This is a genomic window from Streptomyces seoulensis (genome assembly GCF_022846655.1).
In the GTDB taxonomy this organism is placed as follows: Bacteria; Actinomycetota; Actinomycetes; order Streptomycetales; family Streptomycetaceae; genus Streptomyces.
On the sequence record NZ_AP025667.1, the window covers coordinates 1,110,739 to 1,131,711 of the forward strand.

Here is a 20,973-nt window from a genome sequence, read left to right on the forward strand (position 1 = left end):
CCCGGCACAGTGCCGGGCGCCCCCTCTCGACTGCTTACCGGCTACGCCGACGCCGCGTCCGCCCGCTGGGCCTTCAGGGCCCGCTCGATGCCCGCGCGGGACTCCGAGATCAGGCGGCGCAGGGCCGGGGTCGGCTCGGTGGACGTCAGCCAGGCGTCCGTCTTGCGCAGCGTCTCCTCGGAGACCTGGACCGACGGGTACAGGCCGACCGCGATCTGCTGGGCCATCTCGTGGGAGCGGGAGTCCCAGGCCGTCTTCACGGAGTCGAAGTAGCGGTCCGTGTAGGGGGCGAGGAGCTCGCGCTGGTCGGTCTGGACGAAGCCGCGGATGACGGCTTCCTGGACCGCGTTGGGGAGCTTGTCGGACTCCACGACCGACGCCCACGCCTCCGCCTTGGCCTCGGCGGTCGGGCGGGCCGCGCGGGCGGTCGCCGCGTGGCGCTCGCCGGCCGCCGTGCGGTCCCGCTCGTACTCGGTGGCGATCTCCGCCTCGTCGAAGCGGCCCACCGCGGCGAGGCGCTCGACGAAGGCCCAGCGCAGCTCGGTGTCGACGGCCAGGCCCTCGACGGTCTGCGAGCCGTCGAGCAGCGCCTCCAGCAGGTCGAGCTGCTCCGGCGTGCGGGCGGTCGCCGCGAACGCGCGCGCCCACGCCAACTGGTGGTCGCTGCCCGGCTCGGCGGTGCGCAGGTGCGCCAGCGCCGCCTCGGTCCAGCGGGTCAGCAGGGTCTCGACGGTGGCCGGGTCGGCGTACAGGTCGATCGCCAGCTTGGCCTGGCGGTGCAGCGACTGCACGACACCGATGTCGGACTCCTTGCCGATGCCGGACAGCACCAGCGAGAGGTAGTCACGGGTGGCCAGTTCGCCGTCACGGGTCATGTCCCAGGCGGACGCCCAGCTCAGCGCGCGCGGCAGCGACTCCGCGAAGTCACCCAGGTGCTCGGTGACGACCGCGAGGGACTCCTCGTCGAGGCGGACCTTCGCGTACGACAGGTCGTCGTCGTTGAGCAGGATCACGGCCGGACGGCGGACACCGGTCAGCTCGGGCACGGCCGTCAGCTCGCCGTCCACGTCCAGCTCGACCCGCTTCACGCGCACGAGCTTGCCCGCGTCGTCCAGGTCGTACAGGCCGATGGCGATGCGGTGCGGGCGCAGCGTCGGCTCGCCCTTGGCGCCGGCCGGCAGGGCCGGGGCCTCCTGGCGGACCGCGAAGGAGGTGATGACACCGTCGGCGTCCGTCTCCAGCTCGGGACGGAGGATGTTGATCCCGGCCGTCTCCAGCCACGCCTTCGACCAGGTCTTCAGGTCGCGCCCGGAGGTCTCCTCCAGCGCGCCCAGCAGATCCGACAGCCGCGTGTTGCCGAACGCGTGCCGCTTGAAGTACGCCTGCACGCCCTGGAAGAACTCGTCCTCACCGACGTACGCCACGAGCTGCTTCAGCACGCTCGCGCCCTTGGCGTACGTGATGCCATCGAAGTTGACCAGCACGTCGTCCAGGTCGCGGATCTCGGCCATGATCGGGTGCGTGGACGGAAGCTGGTCCTGGCGGTACGCCCACGTCTTCATCGAGTTGGCGAACGTCGTCCACGCGTGCGGCCAGCGCGACCCGGGCGCGGACGCCTGGCAGGCGATGGAGGTGAAGGTGGCGAACGACTCGTTCAGCCACAGGTCGTTCCACCACTCCATGGTGACCAGGTCGCCGAACCACATGTGGGCCAGCTCGTGCAGGATCGTCTCCGCCCGCACCTCGTACGCCGCGTCGGTCACCTTGGACCGGAAGACGTACTGGTCGCGGATGGTCACCGCGCCCGCGTTCTCCATCGCGCCCGCGTTGAACTCCGGCACGAAGAGCTGGTCGTACTTCTCGAAGGGGTACGCGTAGTCGAACTTCTCCTGGAACCAGTCGAAGCCCTGCCGCGTGACGTCGAAGATCGCGTCGGAGTCGAGGAACTCCGCGAGCGAGGGCCGGCAGTAGATGCCGAGCGGCACGCTCTGCCCGTCCTTCTCGTACACGCTGTGCACCGAGTGGTACGGGCCGACGATCAGCGCCGTGATGTACGACGAGATGCGCGGGGTCGGCGCGAACGCCCAGACGTTGTCCTTGGGCTCCGGCGTCGGGGAGTTGGAGATCACCGTCCAGCCCTCGGGCGCCGTCACGGTGAACCGGAACGTCGCCTTGAGGTCCGGCTGCTCGAAGGAGGCGAACACGCGCCGGGCGTCCGGCACCTCGAACTGCGTGTACAGATAAGCCTGTTCGTCGACCGGGTCCACGAACCGGTGCAGACCCTCACCGGTGTTGGTGTACGCGCAGTCCGCCACCACCCGCAGGATGTTGCGGCCGTCGAGCAGACCGGGCAGCGCGATCCGCGAGTCCTTGAAGACCTCCGCCGGGTCCAGTGCGTCCCCGTTCAGGGTCACTTCACGCACGGCCGGTGCGACCAGGTCGATGAAGGACTCGGCGCCGGACTCGGCCACGTCGAAGCGCACCGTGGTCACGGACCGGAAGGTGCCCCCCTCCTGCGCGCCGGAGAGGTCGAGATCGATCTCGTACGAGTCAACGGTGAGCAGCTTCGCCCGCTGCTGCGCCTCTTCCCGAGTCAGGTTTGTGCCAGGCACGCGGTCATCTCCTCGTTATGTGTGGGTTGCGCCATCCTTCCACGGGAGATCCGCGAGCGCGATGTCCTTATCCCGCCGGTCACAAGGCCGTCGCGAGGCCAGCATCGGACACATGACGACACACACCACCACCGCCCGCGCCCCGCGCGCCATCGCGGAACACGTCCTCGCGGAGCTGCGCGCCGCGGACGACGCGGGACGCCCGATGAGCCCGGCCACCGACACCGAGGGCGGCGCCCCGCTGCGCTGCTGTCTGCGCCGGAGCGAACCCGGTGAGCGTCTCGCGCTGGTCTCCTACGCGCCGCTGCGCCGCTGGGCGGCCGAGACGGGTGCCGAGCCGGCCGCCTACGACGAGCAGGGTCCGGTCTTCATCCACGCCGAGCCCTGCCATGGACCGGAGTCCGACGCTCCCGCCTTCACCCTGGCCCACCGCGTCCTGCGCCGCTACTCCCGGGACGGTCACATCATGGGCGGCACCCTGGTCACCCCGCCCGAGGACTTCGAGGCCGCGCTCACCGAGGCGTTCACCGACCCCGAGGTGGCCCTCGTGCACGTCCGCGCGGTCGAGTACGGCTGCTTCCTGTACGAGGTGCGCAGGCCGTAGAGGTCTGCGGCGGGAGCGATTCGCACTGGCGCGTCAAGGGTGAAAGGGCCGTCCCGAGCCGCCGCCCGGCAGCGGGCGCTGTCACGCTGTTCCTGTTGCCCAGGGGCGGCACGCCGTTCCCGGCGGGCCGGCTCCGCGGAGACGAGCAGCGAAGGGGCGTCATGGCCACTCAGCGAGCGACCGGCGATTCCGTCTCTCCCTCTCCCTCTCCTTTTCCCGCTCCCCTTCCCGGCTCCGCCCGTCGCCGTCCGGAAGACGCCGGACGGCGCGAGGTGCCGCGTCACGTCGCCTGTGTGATGGACGGAAACGGCCGGTGGGCGACGCAGCGGTCGCTTCCGCGCACCTCGGGGCACCGGGCCGCGGAGGCGACGGTCATCGACGTCATCGAGGCGGCACGGGCGGCCGGGGTCGAGTGGCTGACGCTGTACGCGTTCTCCACCGAGAACTGGCGGCGTCCGGACGAAGAGGTCGACTTCCTGCTGCGGCTGGTGCGGCGGGTGGTACGCAAACACGCCCCCCTGCTGCACGCGCGCGGTATCCGCTGCCGGTTCCTGGGGGTGACGGATCCGCGGATACCCGCGGCGCTGGCCCGGGACTTCACCGACCTGACGACGCTGACCGGCGCGAACCGCGGCATGACGCTGACGGTCGCGTTCGATCACGGCGGGCGCGGGGACATCGTCGAGGCCGCTCGGTCGCTGATCCGCAGCGGGTTGCCGGCCGACGGTGTGGACGAGGAGGTGTTCGCCGCTCACCTGCCCTTCCCGGACACGCCCGACGTGGACCTGGTCATCCGTACCTCCGGTGAGCAGCGCATCTCCAACTTCATGCTCTGGCAGGTCGCCTACGCCGAGTGGATCTTCCCGCCGGTGCTCTGGCCCGACTTCCGCGCGCCCCACTTCGTGCAGTGCGTGCACGCCTACCGGCAACGGGACCGCCGCTTCGGCGGTGTACGGCCGAACGTGAACGGATGACCCATGGATTCGTCGAGCAGGGATGGTGACCCGCTTATGAGCCGGCTGGACGAGCACGGCGAACTCTTCGACGACCCGCGCTGGGCGCTGGCGCTCATCCGCGCGACCGTACTGGAGGCCGCCCACCCGCAGATCGGGGCTGCTCTCGTCGACCACTCGTCGTTCGTGACCCACCCCTGGCGGCGGCTGCGCAACACCTTCCTGAGCACGCAGCGCATGTTCGGCCCCGACGACGAGGTGCGACGCCGCGAGTCGGCGCGGCTCAACCGCCTGCACGCGCGGATGAACGGCACCGACGCGCAGAACCGGTCGTACAGCGCGATGGACCCCGACGCGCGCGCCTGGGTCGTGGCGACCATGTTCGAAAGCGCCGTCACCATGCACCGGCTGAGCGGACAAGTCCTCGAACAGGCCGCCATGGAACGGCTGTACGCCGGATTCCAGGCGTTCCACACCGCCCTGGGCGACGACGCCGGATTCCTGCCGCCGACCCTCCACGAGTTCTGGCCGTACTACGACCGCGTGGTCGAGGAGGAGCTGGAGAACACGGAGGCCATGCGCATCATCCTCTACAAGCTCTTCGACCATCTCCCGGCGCCGCCGCTGCTCGCCGGCCTGCCCACCCTGTGGGGGACCGGCCGGGCCATCGCCGGACCGGTCATCGGTGCGATCACCGTCGCCTCCCTGCCGGAGTCCTTCCGCCGCCGGGCCGGGCTGCCCGAGACACCCGGCGCGCAGACCCTGATGAACGGCACGTACCTCGCCGCCGGGCTGGCCCGCTTCCTCCCCGGGGGCTGGGTCCACGCCCAGGGCGTCGCCGACCTGCTGTCGCTCTCCCCCGACAGCGACGACCCGCGTATGCGGACGGTCACCGCGCTGCGTGAGCAGATGAAACGCGCGGGCGCGCTGTTCCGGCTCATCACGCCCGTCCCCGCGGAGCCCGTCCCGGAACAGGCCGCCCCTGCCGGAGGGGCCGGGACGCGGCGCAGCGCCGAGGAGTTCTTCGAAGAGGTCCTGGACCAGACCGGTGACGGCTTCCTCGACTGGCCGGACCTCGCCGCCATGGCCCGCGAGATGTCCACCCGCCTCGACCTGGACGAGCCGGAGGAGACCAGGCTCTACAACGCCTACGCCGACTGGTGGCGGGAACTCCAGACAGCCCTCGACACCGACGGCGACGGCCGGGTCAGCGCGGAGGAGTACGCCGCCGCGGCTCCCGCCCTGGCCGGGCCCGCACTGATCAGGGTCGCCGAGGTCCTCTTCGACGTCACCGACAAGGACGGGAACCAGCGCATCGACGCGGCCGAGTACCGGGCCCTGTTCCGGACCGCGTTCCGCCGCGACACCGCCGACGCCGCCGGCGAGTACACGCGCAGCGCCTTCATGAAGGACTTCCTCACCTTCATGTCCGGACGGCGGCGGTCCACCCCCTACGACCCCCTGCTCACCGAGGCGTGACAGCGGCGCCCCAGGCACCCGTGGGATGCCTGGGGCGCGCGCCTGCGTCCGGTCAGCCCTTCAGCTCGGCCGCCACCAGCTCCGCGATCTGCACCGCGTTCAGCGCGGCGCCCTTGCGGAGGTTGTCGTTGGAGATGAACAGGGCCAGGCCGTTGTCCACCGTCTCGTCGGCGCGGATGCGGCCCACGTACGAGGGGTCCTGGCCGGCCGCCTGGAGCGGGGTCGGGATCTCTGACAGCGCGACACCCGGCGCCTGCGCCAGCAGCTCGGTGGCGCGCTCGACGGAGATCGGGCGGGCGAAGCGGGCGTTGACCTGGAGGGAGTGTCCGGAGAAGACCGGGACACGCACGCAGGTGCCGGAGACCTTCAGTGCGGGGATCTCCAGGATCTTGCGGGACTCGTTGCGGAGCTTCTGCTCCTCGTCGGTCTCGCCCAGGCCGTCGTCCACGATGGAGCCGGCCAGCGGGAGCACGTTGAAGGCGATCGGGCGCTTGTAGACACCCGGCTCGGGGAAGTCGACCGCGTCGCCGTCGTGGGTCAGCTTGTCGGCGTCGGCGATGACCTTCTGCGCCTGCCCGTGCAGCTCGGCCACGCCCGCGAGACCCGAGCCGGAGACGGCCTGGTAGGTGGCGACGACCAGCGCTTCGAGACCGGCCTCCTCGTGCAGCGGCTTGAGGACCGGCATCGCGGCCATCGTGGTGCAGTTCGGGTTGGCGATGATCCCCTTGGGGCGGTCCGCGATCGCGTGCGGGTTCACCTCGGACACCACGAGCGGCACCTCGGGGTCCCGGCGCCAGGCCGAGGAGTTGTCGATGACGACGGGGCCCTGGGCGGCGACCTTCTCCGCCAGTGCCTTGGAGGTGGCGCCGCCCGCCGAGAAGAGCACGATGTCGAGGCCGGAGTAGTCGGCGGTCGCCGCGTCCTCCACCGTCACCCCGTCCAGCACGGACCCGGCCGAGCGGGCGGAGGCGAAGAGGCGCAGCTCGGTGACCGGGAAGTCCCGCTCCTTGAGGATCTTGCGCATGACCGTGCCGACCTGACCGGTGGCTCCGACGATTCCGACCCTCACGACGACTCCCTCTGTCTGTTCCCATACCGGGTCACTTGCTTGACCGGCACTTTTCCATCATGCGGCCGACACAGGGCCGCGTGTCCAATCCTTTGTGCGGGTGTGCCCGGTGTGTGGGACATCCGTACGCGGCGGACGGTTGCGGACCTGCGGTTCCGTGCCGGGAGCGGCCGTAGAAGTTCCCTCCCCCGGACCCGTCGGCCGCAAGCCGTGCTGTCCGGTCCCTGCCCGTCCGGCCCAGCGCCATACGGCGGTGTGACGTACGCCGCACCCCCTCGGACACGGCGAAGGGGCGGGCGCCCACCAGGACGCCCGCCCCCTCGGTCAGGTGATCAGCCGGTCACGGCGTGACCTTCCCGATCTGCACACTGGCGGTGCCCGCGACCGTGCCGCGCGCGTTCACCAACTGGACGCGGCCGAAGAACTCGCGGCCGGCCGGGGCCTCGGCGGCGGCCGTGACCTTGCCGGACACGGTGGCCGAGGCGCCCGTGGCGAGCTTCACCGGGGCCGAGCCGTCGACCGTGACGGCGCCGAGCGTGTCGGAGAAGAACACGTCCCGGTAGTCGTAGTCGGTGGAACCGGCCGGGACCGAGTAGCCCACGACCTCGACCGTGTAGGTGCCCGCGGCGGGGGAGGGGATGGAGACCGCTTCCTCCGAGTCGCCGTCGGCGGACAGGCCGACCTGCTTGCCGGAGGCGTCGTAGACCGTGAGGTCGAGGTCGGCGGCCGGGTCCGAGACCTTGCCGATGGCCACGTCCAGGGACTTGGCGCCGGCCGGGACCTCGACCGTGGTGGTCGCGGTCTCGCCCTCCTTGATCGCCGGGCGGGCGGCCTTCGCGGAGCCGAGCGGGCCGCCGACCAGCTTGCCGTCGAGCGCGGCGTACTTGTTGGTGACCTTCCAGGAGGCGGTGGCCGGGACGCCCACCTTGGCCTCGGGCACGGTCACGGTCTCCGGGTCGAAGACCGCGCCGAGCACGGAGACGTCCAGCTTGTAGGGGTTGTCCAGCAGGGGAGAGGTACGGCGGGACTCGACCTCGACCTCCCAGACACCGGCCTGCGGGTCGGCGTAGGAGCGCACGTCGGGCTTGCAGCCGTTGCCGTCGAGGTAGTTGTTGTAGCAGTACGGGGTGCTGGTGTTGTCGACCGGCGTCCCGTAGGGGTGGATGGCGATGAACCGGGTCTGGCTGCCGGTCTTCAGCCCGCCGATGGCGACCTCCAGCGACTTCGCGCCCTCGGGCACGGTCAGGAAGTACGAGCGGGTGCTGTTGCGCTGCACCGAGCCGGAGAAGGAGCGGGTGTAGTCCACCGGGCTCGCCACCACGACCGTGCTGAGGATCTGCTTGTCGACGCCCACGGTGAGCGGGTCGTCCACCCGGAGGATCGCGCTCTTGAGCCCGGCCGCCTTGGGCGCGGCCTCCACCTTGACGGTGACCGGCTGGTTCAGCGGCAGCTTCACCAGGTGGCTGCCGACGACGCGGAAGGTGTGCTCCGGGTCGTTGGCGAAGCTCAGCAGGTGCCAGACCGCGCGGTCCGCGCCGGTGGTGCGGGTGACCGTGACCTCGTACGTCTTGCGCTGGCCGGACTTCAGACCGCCCTCACGGTCGTAGAGGCCGGTGCCGAAGCCGGGGGTCTTCAGGGCGTAGTCGATCGCGGTGTCGACCGGGGCCTTGACCGTGTACTCCCGCGCCGAGGCGCCGAGCCGGATCGCGTTCCAGGCGTCCACGACGTCGATCAGGCCGGAGCCCTCCTCGTACGCCTGGGCGCCGCTGATGTGGTGCGCGGTCGAGGTGAGCGCGGTGCGCAGCACGGCCGGGGTGAGGTCGACATCCTTCTGCTTCGCCGCGCTCAGCAGCAGCGCGCTCGCGCCCGCGGCCTGCGGGGAGGCCATCGAGGTGCCCTGGAGCATCGAGTAGCCGGCGGGCAGCGTGTAGCCCGCCTCGGCGACCGGGGCACCGGGCAGCCAGGTCTGGGTGGTGTTGATCGCGGCGCCGGGCGCGGTGATGGTCGGCGTGAAGCCGCCGTCCTCACGCGGGCCGCGCGAGGAGAACGGCATCATCGCGTACTTGGTGTCCACGGCGGAGCCGTAGTTCGACGCCCAGGTCTCCTTGGAGATGGCCGCGCCGACCGAGATCACCTTGTCGGCGAGGCCGGGGTCGCCGATGGTGTTGGCGCCGGGGCCGGAGTTGCCGGCCGAGATGACGAGCTGCACGCCGTAGGTGTCGATGAGCCGGGTGTACAGCTCGGCGCGGGCGTTGTTGCCGTCGTTCAGCGCGGGGAGACCGCCGATGGACATGTTGACGATGTCCACGCCCCGGTTGGCCACCAGGTCGATCATGCCCTCGGTGAGGGCGACGTTGGTGCAGCCGCCGGACCAGGTGCAGGCGCGCGAGGAGACGATCCTGGCGCCGGGGGCGGCACCGTTCATCTTGCCGCCGAACAGCCCGTTGGCGGCGGTGATGCCCGCGACATGGGTGCCGTGCTCGGACTCGATCACGCCGATGTTGACGTAATCGGCCTTGGCGCCGGAGGAGTTGTAGACGACGTCCTTGCGGACCTCGACCACGAAGGGGATGCGCTCGACCACATCCGTCTTCGGGTCGTCGGTGCCGAAGTAACCGACCTGGTAGCCGTCCTTGTACGCCTTCATCGGCGCGTCGTCGCCGAAGTCCAGGTCGTCGTCGGTGTCGACGCGGACCGTGCCGGTGGCCGGGTCGTACAGCACGCCCCAGGCGTCGGTGGTGTCACCGTCGCGGTTGAGGTCGCCCTGCATGTCGCCGCCGGTGGTGGCGGACTCGTACAGGTAGTTGAACTTGTAGGCGCTGGCCGGGGCCTTGAAGGTCTCGGCGCTCGCGCCGGAGCCGACGGAGAAGGAGGGGCCCGAGACCGCGGCGGTCATCCGCCGCCAGGTGCCGTCGCCGTCGCTCACCGGGTCGGTCGCGGTGACCCAGTCCACGATCTTGCGCTCACCGGTGGTGGTCTTCTGCAGCGCCGGGTGGCCGAGGTCGACACCGGAGTCCAGGATGCCGATGGTGACCCCGCGCCCGTCCGCCTTCGGGTTGTTCTTCACGAAGTCGACGGCACCGGTCTCGAAGGACGGGTTGTACGGGTTCTTCGCCGGGGTGTTGCTGCCGGGCGCCGGGTAAGTCGCCGCGGTACGGCTGTTCCTGGCGTCCTTCGCGGTGTCCGCGCCCGGCGCCGGGTCGTCCAGCGGGATCTCCTGGCGCAGGTCGATCGCGTGCACCGAGGACAGCTTGGCCGCGGCGGCGATGACCGAGTCCGCCTTGGCGGTCGGGACGGTGGCGCGAATGTAGCCGACCTTGTCGAAGGTGCGGCCCACGGTGCCGGCCGCGTCGAGCTGCGAGGCGACCTGCTCGGTGGAGCCCGGCGCGGTGGCGATCATCATCGTGACGCTCTTGGCGCCGTCCGCCTTGGCCTCGGCGAGCCGGTCGGCGTCGTCCGGGCCGAGCTTGCGGGGCGCGGACTTGGTGCCGGGGTCGGCGGCCTGGGCGGGCGGCGAGTCGGCGGCGAGGGCCAGCGGCACGGGTCCGGCCGCACAGAGGGCGGCCACCACGCCGACGGCCAGCGTCAGGCGCGCCAGGCGTCTCGGGCCAGGTATCGGATCACGGTCGGGGGAGTGGGTCATCGCATCCCTTAGTCGGTGAGGGTTGTCCGCGAGGTCCAGTGCCGGACCAGCGCAGCCTTTCCCAAGCGACCGAATTTTGGGGTCCGTTGACCGAATCGAGATCCATGTATGGGGAAAACCCGCGATGCGATGTGTGCGGTTGGCGACCGAATCCGCCCGAATTCACTTGGTTCCCCTGCGCTCCGCGCTAACGTCCCGGCATGCGACGTAAGTTGAGGGTGGCGGCCTACGCCGTGTGTGTCCGGGACGGACAGCTCCTGCTCGCCCGTTCGCCCGCACCGGGAGGCGGCCACGAGTGGGTGCTGCCGGGCGGCGGCGCCGAGTTCGGCGAGGACCCGTACGACGCCGTGCGCCGCGAGGTCGCCGAGGAGACCGGGTACCGGGCCGAGGTGACCGACCTGCTCGGCGTGCACACCGGCCGGGTGGTGCTGCCCGGCCGCTTCCCCGGCCGCGCCGTCGACCACCACGGCATACGCATCCTCTACGCCGCGCGCATCACCGGCGGTGAACTCCGTTACGAGGTGGGCGGCTCCACCGACCTCGCCGCCTGGCACGACCTGGCCGCCGTGACGGACCTGACCCGGGTGTCACTGGTCGACACCGCCCTGCGCCTGTGGCGCGAACGCCCGCCCACCGGCCGGCTCGACGCCCCCTCCGGCGAGACGGAGGCGGCCCTTCCCCGGCCGGTGAACGAGGAGTGACCGGGGCCGGGCCGCCGGCCGACCGCTCGGCGGCGGCCCGCTCTCCCCTCGGCACACGCTGATCGACGTGCGGTGTTCGGCGTCGCGTGTTGCTCCGGCGTTCACGCGGGTTTCATCCCCGCTGCCGACGATCCAGACGAGCGGGGTGCCGGTCGAAGCGGCGGCCCGCGACCGCCGACGCGTCCGCACCCAGGGGAGACCGCGTATGTCGCGCTCACGCTCTGCCGACGCCCCCGAACAGGGGCTCCACCGCCGATCCGTCCTCACCGCCGCCGGAGCCGTCACACTCGCCGCGAGCGTCGGCTACGCCCTGCGTCCCGTGGAGAGCAGCGCCGCCACCCGGACCACCGCCCCGCCCGCCCCGGCGCCGGCCGCCCGTACGAGCGCCCCGGCCCCGCTCGCCCCGTACACCCGTGGCACCACCCTCGCCACCGTGGCCACACCGCGCGGCTCCGCCACCTACCGCAGACTCGGCGAGGGGCCCGGCTGGCCGCGCGTCGTCCGCGAGGAGCTGGCCGCACCCCGTGCCGGACGGTCCGCGCGGCGCACCACGCTCGCCGCGTTCGTGCAGCTCACCGACCTGCACCTGACCGATGTGCAGCACCCGCGGCGGATGGAGTTCCTCCGCGCCGCCACCCCACGCGGCTGGCGCCCGCAGGAAGCGCTCACCGTGCCCGGCGCCGTCTCGCTGGTCGAGCGGATCAACTCCCTGCGCGGCGGGCCGGTCACCGGCAGCCCGCTCCAGTTCGCCATGACCACCGGGGACAACACCGACAACAACTCCCGGCTGGAACTGGACTGGTTCCTGACGCTGATGAGCGGCGGCCGCATCACCCCGGACTCGGGCGACCCCGGACACTACGAGGGCGTCCAGAACAGCGGCCTGCCGCTCTACTGGCAGCCCGGCTCCGCCGTCCGCGACCAGGACAAGGCGCTCGGCTTCCCCCGCCTGCCCGACTTCCTCGCCGCCGCCGTCCGTGAGGTGCGCAGCCCCGGCCTCGACATGCCCTGGTACTCCACCGTCGGCAACCACGACGCCCTGCCCGGCGGAGGATTCGCCTCCCGGCACGACCCCTACCTCACGGAGGTGTCCGTCGGCGGACGCAAGCTGATGGACGCCACCCCGGCCGAGGCCCAGGCGCTCAAACGGGCCTACGAGGCCGGCCAGGACCTGCGGGGCACGCAGTACCGCGACTTCCTGAAGGCCCACGCCCGCGCGATGCGCCAGGTCACTCCGGACGAGCGGCGCGCCCCCTTCACCCCGGCCGAGTACGTGCGCGCCCACCTCGACCCCGCCCACCGGGGCCACGGTCCGCGGGGCCACGGTTACGCCGCGCACAACGTCGCTTCGGGCACCCTCTACTACGCCTTCCGGATCTCCGACGACGTGATCGGCATCAGCCTCGACACCATCGACCCCGGCGGCCACTACCAGGGCTCCGTCGGCACCGCCCAGCTCCGGTGGCTGGAGCGCACCCTGAAGAAGCACGCCGACTCCCACGCGATCGTGTTCAGCCACCACACCGGCGAGTCGATGACCAACACCCGCCCCGACCCCGCCCGGCCCGACGAGCGGCGCCACGACGGGGCCGCGCTGGTCTCCGTGCTGAGCGCCCACCGCAATGTGCTGGCCTGGGTGAACGGCCATGTCCACAAGAACATCGTCACCCCGCACCGATCGTCCTCCGGCGGCGCCTTCTGGGAGATCTCCACCGCCTCGCACCTCGACCACCCCCAACTCGCCCGTGTCATCGAGCTGGTGGACAACGCCGACGGCACCCTGTCCCTCTTCACCACCCTGGTGGAGTCCGCGGCCCCCTACCGCACCGACCCCACCGACCTCTCCCCGGCCGGCCTGGCCGCGCTCTACCGCGAGCTGGCCCTCAACGCCCCCGACGCCCTCACGACACTCGCCGGGCGCCCGGCCGACCGCAACACGGAGCTGCTGCTGAGGAAGCGCTGACGACCGGCGCAACCACAGGGCGGGACTACCGGGGGAGCACGATCACGTACGCGGCCGGGTCGCGGTCACCGGCGGCCATCAGCGCCGTACGGACCACCGCGGCCTGCTGCTCCGGTGTCTCCCGGAGCTTCCTCGGCGTGATGTGCACGACCGTGATCCCGAGCCGCTCCAGGTGCTCCCGCTTGCGGGCGTACTCCGACCACGTCGCGTCCTCGTCCTGGCGCGGGGCCCGCGTGTCCAGCTCGACGGCGACGGCCTGCTCCGGCCAGTAGGCGTCGACCCCGCCCAGATGCGGGCCGCCGGGCAGCCGCAGGTCCACGTTCCACACCGGGTCGGGCAGCCCCTGCCCGGTGACCAGCCGGTACAGCAGGTCCTCCGCGACCGCGCGCCCCTCGGCCACCAGCGACTCCACCGCGTCCGCCACATGGGCCCGGCCCATCAGCTTCGCCTCGGTCAACTCCCGCACCACTGCCGCCGGTTCGCACTTGCCGTCGTGCACCGCCTCGGTCAGCAGCCGGCGTACCGTGTCCGCGTCCGTCAGGTGGGCCACCGCGTCCGCCAGCGCCCGCGCCACCGGCGCCACCGGCAGCCCCGCCACCGGCCGCGCCTGCGGCAGGTCCGGGGTACGCACCACCCGCACGTACCCGGACGAGCGCAGCCGGCGCAGCCTCGGGACCAGCACGTCGATCCGCTCCAGGGACACCAGCGGCGGCGCGGACGGCAGGCCGTGCAGGGCCAGCGCGGCCAGGCCGGTGAGCATCGCCTCGGCGTAGACCTCGCGGTGCGGGTCGCCCGCGCTCGGCTGGGCCGGCACGCCCGGCGTGGACTCGCGGGAGGCGTACAGCAGCGCGCCGTGCAGACGCTCCTCGCTCGTGGGCGCCCCGGAGTGCAGCAGGACCACGTCGGGCAGCAGCAGCCGCCAGGGTCCGTCGGCCCGGCACCGCTCGTTCAGCTCGGCCGTCGTCACCCCGTGGGTGCGGAGCTGGGCGGCGGTCAGGACACGGCGGTGGACCTCGGCGAGGTGGCGGAGCGGGCGGGGGGAGAGCGGGGTGTTGTGCGTCATGGCTCTGGAATGCCCTACTCCCGGCCCACCCGTAACCGCTGTTACACGTCCGTCGAGGAATGCGGACAACACGGTACTAAAGGACGGGTGTTCGGATGCCGAGTAGGCGGCGAAAACCCCTGGTCCGTCCGGGGCGGACCAGGGGTTACGGGCTGCCGTGCCCGGATTCCGTAACGGTCACCGGGCGACGAAGCTCAGGCCAAAGGTCACCGGCCCGCGTCGCACTCCTGTGCGCGCAGTGCCCGCGCCAGGTCGTCCCGTGCCTCCAGCACCAGGCGGCGCAGCGCCGGGGCCGCGTCCGCGTGCTCCGCCAGCCACGCGTCCGTCGCCGCCAGCGTTCCGGGCCGGTCCTGGTGGGCCGGGAACAGTCCGCTGACGATGTGCATGGCGATCTGGATCGACCGCTCCCGCCACACCCGCTCGATCGCCGCGAAGTACTTCTCCGCGTACGGCGCCGTCAGCTCCCGCTGACCCGGCAGGCCGAATCCCGCGATGGTCGCCTCCACCAGGGCGTTGGACAGCGTGTCGGACTCCACCACCTGGGCCCACGCCTGCGCCTTGACGGCCGCCGAGGGCCGCGCGGCCAGGCAGCGCACCTGGTGGCGCTTGCCGGAGGCGGTGTCGTCGCGGGCCAGTTCGGCCGCGAGCACCTCCTCACCGGCCACCCCGTGCGCGGCGAGCGGCTCCAGGAACGCCCAGCGCAGCTCCTGGTCCACGGTCAGCCCCTCGACGGTCTCGGTGCCGTCCAGCAGGTCCTTCAGCAGGGCCAGGTCGGCCGCGCCGGAGGCGACCGCGGCGAAGAAGCGCGCCCAGGCCAACTGCTGCTCGCTGCCCGGCTCGGCCGCCCGCAGCTCCTCCAGCGCGCCCCGCGCCAGCAGCTCGGCGCCGGTGGCCCGCCACTCGGGGGCCGCGTACCGCTCCAGCGCGGTGTCGGCCCAGGCGTGGAGCATCTGGAGCACGCCGATGTCGGACTCCCGGCCCGCGAACCGCAGCACCAGCGCCACGAACTCCCGCGCGGGCAGCAGACCGTCCCGCGTCAGGTTCCACAGCGCCGACCAGCACAGGGCGCGCGCGAGCGGGTCGGTCAGCTCACCGAGGTGCTCGCGGAGGGTGGCGAGCGAGGTCTCGTCGAAGCGGATCTTGCAGTAGGTGAGGTCGTCGTCGTTGACCAGCACCAGGTCCGGGACCTCGGCGCCGACCAGCTCCGGCAGCACCGTGCGCGGGCCCTCGACGTCCGCCTCCGTGCTCTGGTAGCGCTCCAGCGTGCCGTCCCCGGTGCGCCGGTACAGGCCCACCTTCACCCGGTGCGGGCGCAGCTCGGGGTGCGACTCGGGGGCCTCCTGGAGCACGGCCAGCTCGTCGACGCTCCCGTCGGGGTTCACCAGCACCTGCGGGGTGAGGGAGTTGACGCCCGCCGTCTGGAGCCACGAGCGGGCCCAGGCGCTCATGTCCCGGCCGCTGGTCTCCGCCAGCACCGACAGCAGGTCCTCCAGCCGGGTGTTGCCGTAGGCGTGCCGCTGGAAGTAACGCCGGGCGCCCTCCAGGAAGGCGTCCTGGCCGACGTAGGCCACCAGTTGCTTCAGGACGGAGGCGCCCTTGGCGTAGGTGATGCCGTCGAAGTTGAGCTTGGCGTCCTGGAGGTCGCGGATGTCGGCGGTGATGGGGTGCGTGGAGGGGAGCTGGTCCGCGCGGTAGGCCCAGGCCTTGCGGCGGTTGGCGAACGTGGTCCAGGCGTCCTTGAAGCGGGTCGCGCCCACGTTGCCGAAGGTGCCCATGAAGTCCGCGAAGGACTCCTTCAGCCACAGGTCGTCCCACCAGACCATGGTGACCAGGTCGCCGAACCACATGTGCGCCATCTCGTGCAGGATCACATTGGCCCGCGCCTCGTACGACGCCTGCGTTACCTTGCCCCGGAAGACGAACTCCTCCCGGAAGGTGACCAGTCCGGGGTTCTCCATCGCGCCGAGGTTGTACTCGGGCACGAACGCCTGGTCGTACTTGCCGAAGGGGTACGGGTAGTCGAAGTGCTCGTGGAAGAAGTCCAGGCCCTGCTTGGTGATCAGGAAGACGTCGTCGGCGTCGAAGTAGGGCGCCAGACCCTTGCGGCACATCGCGCCGAGCGGGATCTCCAGCTTGCTCCCGTCCTCCAGCACCCGCTCGTAGGAGTCGGTGACGTAGTGGTAGGGGCCCGCGACCACGCATGTGATGTACGTCGAGATCGGCTTGGTCTGCGCGAACCGCCAGACACCGTCCACGAGTTCACCAGCGCCGTTGCTCCACACCGTCCAGCCCTCGGGGGCGCGGACCTCGAAGCGGTAGGGCGCCTTCAGGTCGGGCTGCTCGAAGCCCGCGAACACCCGCCGGGAGTCGGCCGGTTCGTACTGGGTGTAGAGGTAGACCTCGCCGTCCTCCGGGTCGACGAAGCGGTGCAGGCCCTCGCCGGTGCGGGAGTAGGCGCACCGGGCGTCCACGATCAGCTCGTTGTCGGCGGCCAGGTCCGTGAGCGCGATCCGGGTGCCGTCGAACACCTCGCTGGGGTCGAGGTCGCGGCCGTTCAGGGACACCGAGGTCACGCTCGGCGCGATCAGGTCGGCGAAGCTCGTCGCGCCCGGCTCGGCGCAGCGGAAGCGGATCGTGGTGACCGAGCGGAAGGTGCGCGGCTCGTCGCCGGCCTCGCCCACGGCGGAGCGCAGGTCCAGCGCCACGTCGTACCCGTCGACCGACAGCAGGGCGGCCCGCTCGCGGGCCTCGTCGCGGGACAGATTCTCACCGGGCACGGGCGGCACTCCCTTGTGGTCGCAAGATTCAGGCACTGAACGGCACGATCCTGCCATGCGGCCCTGACCGGCGGCATCGGGGAATTGCGCGGCCGGGGGCGCTGTTGGCGCTGGAAAAGACCTTTCGCGAGGAGAGACATGTCCGAGACCGCGACCACGTCGGGCAAGACCCCTGTGGATTTCTGGTTCGACCCGCTGTGCCCCTGGGCCTGGATGACCTCCCGCTGGGTGCTGGAGGTGGAGAAGGTCCGTGACATCGAGGTGCACTGGCACATCATGAGCCTCGCCGTCCTGAACGAGGACCGGATCGACGAGCTCCCGGAGGAGTACCGGGAGATGCTCGCCACCAAGGCGTGGCAGCCGGTCAGGGTGGTCACCGCCGCCTGGCAGAAGCACGGCGCCGACGTCCTCGGCCCGCTCTACACCGCGCTCGGCACCCGTATCCACAACGAGGGCGAGGGCCCGAGCCGCGAGGCCGTCGTGGGCGCGCTCGCCGAGGTCGGCCTGCCCGCCGACCTGATCGACTACTTCGACCAGACCGACTTCGAGTTCGACGCGGAGCTGCGCGCCTCCCACAAGGAGGGCATCGAGAAGGTCGGCCAGGACGTGGGCACCCCGGTCATCGCGGTCCCCGGCCCGGACGGCGAGCAGATCGCCTTCTTCGGCCCGGTCGTCACCCCGGCCCCCAAGGGCGAGGAGGCGGCCCGCCTGTGGGACGGCACCCTCGCGGTCGCCTCCGTGCCGGGCTTCTACGAGCTCAAGCGGAGCCGCACGGTGGGCCCGGACTTCAGCAACCTGTAGCCGACGCGCGAAGAAGCCCCCTGTGAGTCACGTCCTCACAGGGGGCTTCCTTCATCCGCCCGCCGGGTGAAGGTTGAGAAGACGATCACGAGGCGGGACGCTCGGGGGCCCTCAGGGGGCCAGCAGCAGCACGTCGGCGCGGGACTTGGCGGCCGTGTAGCGCCGGGCCACGTCCTGCCAGTTCACGACCTGCCACATCGCCTCGATGAAGTCCACCTTCTGGTTCCTGTACTGGAGGTAGAAGGCGTGCTCCCAGGCGTCGAAGACCAGGATCGGGGTGGAGCCCTGACCGACGTTGCCCTGGTGGTCGTAGACCTGCTCCACGATCAGCCGGCCGCTCAGCGGCTCGTAGGCCAGCACGCCCCAGCCGGAGCCCTGGGTGGTGGCCGACGCCTTGGACAACTGGGTCCTGAGGGCGGCGAAGGAGCCGAACGACTCCTTGATCGCGTCCTGCAGCTCGCCCACGCCGTCCTGGGCCAGCGGCTCGCCGCCGCCGTCCTTCGGGCCGGTCATGTTCTGCCAGTAGATGCTGTGCAGGATGTGCCCGGAGAGGTGGAAGGCGAGGTTCTTCTCCAGGCCGTTCACCGACCCCCAGGCGTCCTTGTCCCGCGCTTCGGCGAGCTGCTCCAGGGTGTCGTTGGCGCCCTTCACGTAGGCCGCGTGGTGCTTGTCGTGGTGCAGCTCGATGATCTCGGGGCTGATGACGGGCGCGAGCGCGGCGTAGTCGTAGGGCAGTTCGGGCAGCGTGTAGACGGACATGGGCGGGTCCCCTCCGAGCCTTATTGCAACTTACTTGCAACTGCACGCTAGCAACAAGAGGCCCGGCCTCGGGTGCGGGGGGTGCACGAAGGCCCCCGCGTGTCGTCCACGCGGGGGCCTTCGGCTTCGAGGGGGGGGCGTCAGCTCCGGGCGCGCGCCCGCTGCCAGACGTAACCGGCCGCCGCCAGGGCCAGGGTCAGGCCGCCGGTGGAGTAGAGCTGCACGCGCGTGCCGGGCTGCTCGGCCATCAGGACCAGGATGACCACCATGCCCAGCAGGGCGACCCAGGTCAGCCACGGGAACGCCCACATCCGCACGGCGGGCGCCGCGTCACCGGCGCGCTCGGCGCGGCGGCGCAGCAGGAGCTGGGAGACGCCGACGAAGATCCAGACGACCAGGATGACGGCGCCGATCATGTTCAGCAGCCACATGAACACGTCGTCCGGGCGCCAGTAGCTCAGCAGCACACAGCCGAACCCGAAGACGGACGAGACCAGGACGGCGATCCGGGGCACCCCGCCGGACACCTTCGCCAGCACCTTCGGGCCGAGGCCCCGCTGGACCAGGGAGTGCAGCATGCGCGAGGAGCCGTAGATGTTGGCGTTCATCGCGGAGAGCAGCGCGGCCAGCACCACCACGTCCATCACCCGGCCGGCGCCGGGGATGCCGAGGCTGTCCAGGGCGGCGACGTACGGGCCGCGCGCCACGATCTCCTTCGAGTCCCACGGCACCAGGGTCACCACGACGGCCATCGAGCCGATGTAGAACAGCGCGATCCGCCACATCGTGGTGCGCACCGCGCTCGCCACGCCCTTGACCGGGTCCTCCGACTCGGCCGCCGCGATGGTGACCGTCTCCAGGCCGCCGTACGCGAAGACCGACGCGAGCAGGCCGAGGACCAGGCCCTGGCTGCCGTTGGGCAGGAAGTCGGTGAGGTGGGAGGCGCCGGGGGAGTCGGTGCCGGGCAGCACGCCCGCGATGGCCAGTACGCCGAGCAGCAGGAACGCGCAGATGGCGACGACCTTCAGGGCGGCGAACCAGAACTCGAACTCGCCGAAGTTCTTCACCGCGGTCAGGTTCGCGCCGCAGAAGATCAGCATGAACAGCGCGACCCAGGCCCACTGCGGGGTCCCCGGCAGCCAGCCGCTCACGATCTTCCCGGCGCCGATGCCCTCCAGGCCGACCACCGTGCACTGCATGACCCAGAACGACCAGCCGACCGTGAACCCGGCCCACGGCCCGATCGCCCGCTCGGCGTGCGCCGAGAAGGAGCCGGAGGAGGGGTACGCCGAGGACAGCTCGCCCAGCATCCGCATCACCAGCAGGACCAGCAGGCCGGAGAGGGTGTAGGCGACGACGATGGACGGGCCGGCGGCGGCGATACCGGCGCCGGAGCCGACGAACAGGCCCGCGCCGATCACCCCGCCCAGGGCGATCATGGAGAGATGGCGCTGTTTGAGGCCGGAGGAGAGCGGGACGCCCTGCTTCTGCTCCTGCGGCGCTTGCGTGGTGGTGCTGGGCATCGGCGCGGCTCGTCCAGTGCGGTAGGTGGGTAAAAACTCCCCCAGTCTGGGTGAAGTCGGCCGATGGGCACGGGAGGTGTCCGCTATACGGACGATCCGCTTACGGAATGCTTACGTCCGCTTACGGCGCCCTGCGGGGGTGCGGACTCTTTTGGCGGGTCTCCACAGCGGGTCGCCGGGTCTCCACAGTCGGGCGGCCCCGAGTCGGCGGTGCCCCGGCCCACTCCGACCGAGTGACCGGTATCACGCCGTACCCGGTGTAAGGCGCATCCTTTGTGCGAAGCCCACCAAGCCCCTGTTCACGCCTTTGTCGAGCACAGACGGTGATCGGTGCGTGAGGGCCGGTATAGCGTCACGGTGTTGCCACCTGTCCACATACCCGCGGAGTCCCCATGAGCACCGCCAGCGTCACCGCTCGGCCCGGCGCCGTCCTCGCCGACCTCCTTCCCACCTCGCGCGTGCGCGACGCCGCCCTCGTGCTCGGTGGCGCGGCGCTCACCGGTCTCGCGGCTCAGATCGCGGTCCCGGTGCCCGGCTCCCCGGTGCCGGTGACGGGACAGACCTTCGCCGCGCTGCTCGTCGGCACGACGCTGGGCGCCCGCCGCGGTGTCGCCGCCCTCGCGCTGTACGCCGCCGCCGGCCTGGCCGGGGTGCCGTGGTTCGCCCAGGGCGGCTCCGGTGCGTCGGTCTCCTTCGGCTACGTCATCGGCATGCTGCTCGCCGCCGCGGCCGTCGGCGCGCTGGCCCGCCGCGGCGCGGACCGCTCCCCGCTGCGGATGGCGGGCACGATGCTCCTCGGCGAGGCGATCATCTACGCCGTCGGCGTCCCCTACCTCGCCTTCGCGGCCCACATGTCCGCGACGGCGGCCATCGCGGCGGGCCTCACCCCGTTCCTCATCGGTGACGCCCTGAAGGCCGCCCTGGCGATGGGCGCGCTGCCCACGGCCTGGAAGCTGACGAACAAGAGCTGAGCCTCCGCGACGAAGGCCCGCCCGCGCACCTGTCAGGTGACCGGGCGGGCCTTCG

14 protein-coding genes are annotated in these 20,973 nt (G+C 71.6%); 7 read left to right on the top strand and 7 right to left on the bottom strand.

Translation table 11 applies throughout. The features are described 5' to 3' along the window. Positions 1–41 precede the first annotated feature (41 nt). Positions 42–2,612, bottom strand: coding sequence for an aminopeptidase N (gene pepN, locus HEK131_RS05140; protein ID WP_244333831.1), 2,571 nt, complete (start codon positions 2,610–2,612; stop codon positions 42–44). A gap of 112 nt (positions 2,613–2,724) precedes the next feature. Here pepN (HEK131_RS05140) and HEK131_RS05145 point away from each other — a divergent pair, with 112 nt between their 5' ends. From HEK131_RS05145 to HEK131_RS05155, 3 genes are all read left to right on the top strand, one after another. Then, complete coding sequence (locus tag HEK131_RS05145; protein WP_244333832.1) at positions 2,725–3,216, top strand: DUF1203 domain-containing protein; 492 nt, start codon at positions 2,725–2,727, stop codon at positions 3,214–3,216. Positions 3,217–3,377: 161 nt separating this feature from the next. Continuing rightward, on the top strand, positions 3,378–4,190 hold the full coding sequence (uppS, locus tag HEK131_RS05150) for a polyprenyl diphosphate synthase (protein ID WP_432215612.1): 813 nt from the start codon (positions 3,378–3,380) through the stop codon (positions 4,188–4,190). 36 nt (positions 4,191–4,226) lie between these two features. Continuing rightward, the gene (locus HEK131_RS05155; protein WP_244333833.1) at positions 4,227–5,648 is read left to right on the top strand and encodes an oxygenase MpaB family protein; all 1,422 of its coding nucleotides are present in this window, start codon (positions 4,227–4,229) and stop codon (positions 5,646–5,648) included. Positions 5,649–5,700: 52 nt separating this feature from the next. On the opposite strand, the gene HEK131_RS05160 is transcribed toward HEK131_RS05155, so the two are convergent. Continuing rightward, positions 5,701–6,717, bottom strand: coding sequence for an aspartate-semialdehyde dehydrogenase (locus tag HEK131_RS05160; RefSeq protein ID WP_244333834.1), 1,017 nt, complete (start codon positions 6,715–6,717; stop codon positions 5,701–5,703). Between the two features lie 340 nt (positions 6,718–7,057). Then, positions 7,058–10,360 carry a S8 family serine peptidase gene (locus HEK131_RS05165; RefSeq protein WP_244333835.1) on the bottom strand — a complete coding sequence of 1,101 codons (3,303 nt, stop codon included), beginning with the start codon at positions 10,358–10,360 and terminating at the stop codon, positions 7,058–7,060. Between the two features lie 200 nt (positions 10,361–10,560). On the opposite strand from HEK131_RS05165, the gene HEK131_RS05170 reads away from it, so the two are divergent. Both HEK131_RS05170 and HEK131_RS05175 read left to right on the top strand, forming a co-directional pair. Beyond that, positions 10,561–11,061: an NUDIX hydrolase gene (locus tag HEK131_RS05170; protein WP_244333836.1), complete on the top strand. Its 501-nt coding sequence runs from the start codon at positions 10,561–10,563 to the stop codon at positions 11,059–11,061. Positions 11,062–11,266: 205 nt separating this feature from the next. Beyond that, on the top strand, positions 11,267–13,024 hold the full coding sequence (locus HEK131_RS05175) for a TIGR03767 family metallophosphoesterase (protein WP_244333837.1): 1,758 nt from the start codon (positions 11,267–11,269) through the stop codon (positions 13,022–13,024). Between the two features lie 25 nt (positions 13,025–13,049). On the opposite strand, the gene HEK131_RS05180 is transcribed toward HEK131_RS05175, so the two are convergent. Both HEK131_RS05180 and pepN (HEK131_RS05185) read right to left on the bottom strand, forming a co-directional pair. After that, entirely contained in the window at positions 13,050–14,087 is a 1,038-nt protein-coding gene (locus HEK131_RS05180; RefSeq protein WP_244333838.1) for a hypothetical protein, read from the bottom strand. Between the two features lie 206 nt (positions 14,088–14,293). Next, the gene (pepN, locus tag HEK131_RS05185) at positions 14,294–16,864 is read right to left on the bottom strand and encodes an aminopeptidase N (protein ID WP_244333839.1); all 2,571 of its coding nucleotides are present in this window, start codon (positions 16,862–16,864) and stop codon (positions 14,294–14,296) included. Positions 16,865–17,002: 138 nt separating this feature from the next. On the opposite strand from pepN (HEK131_RS05185), the gene HEK131_RS05190 reads away from it, so the two are divergent. Then, the gene (locus HEK131_RS05190; protein WP_217465547.1) at positions 17,003–17,665 is read left to right on the top strand and encodes a DsbA family protein; all 663 of its coding nucleotides are present in this window, start codon (positions 17,003–17,005) and stop codon (positions 17,663–17,665) included. Between the two features lie 111 nt (positions 17,666–17,776). On the opposite strand, the gene HEK131_RS05195 is transcribed toward HEK131_RS05190, so the two are convergent. Next, positions 17,777–18,424, bottom strand: a complete 648-nt coding sequence (locus tag HEK131_RS05195; RefSeq protein ID WP_217465546.1) for a superoxide dismutase — start codon at positions 18,422–18,424, stop codon at positions 17,777–17,779. 140 nt (positions 18,425–18,564) lie between these two features. Then, complete coding sequence (locus HEK131_RS05200; RefSeq protein ID WP_217465545.1) at positions 18,565–19,947, bottom strand: amino acid permease; 1,383 nt, start codon at positions 19,945–19,947, stop codon at positions 18,565–18,567. Between the two features lie 392 nt (positions 19,948–20,339). On the opposite strand from HEK131_RS05200, the gene HEK131_RS05205 reads away from it, so the two are divergent. Continuing rightward, on the top strand, positions 20,340–20,918 hold the full coding sequence (locus HEK131_RS05205; protein WP_217465544.1) for a biotin transporter BioY: 579 nt from the start codon (positions 20,340–20,342) through the stop codon (positions 20,916–20,918). Positions 20,919–20,973 lie beyond the last annotated feature (55 nt).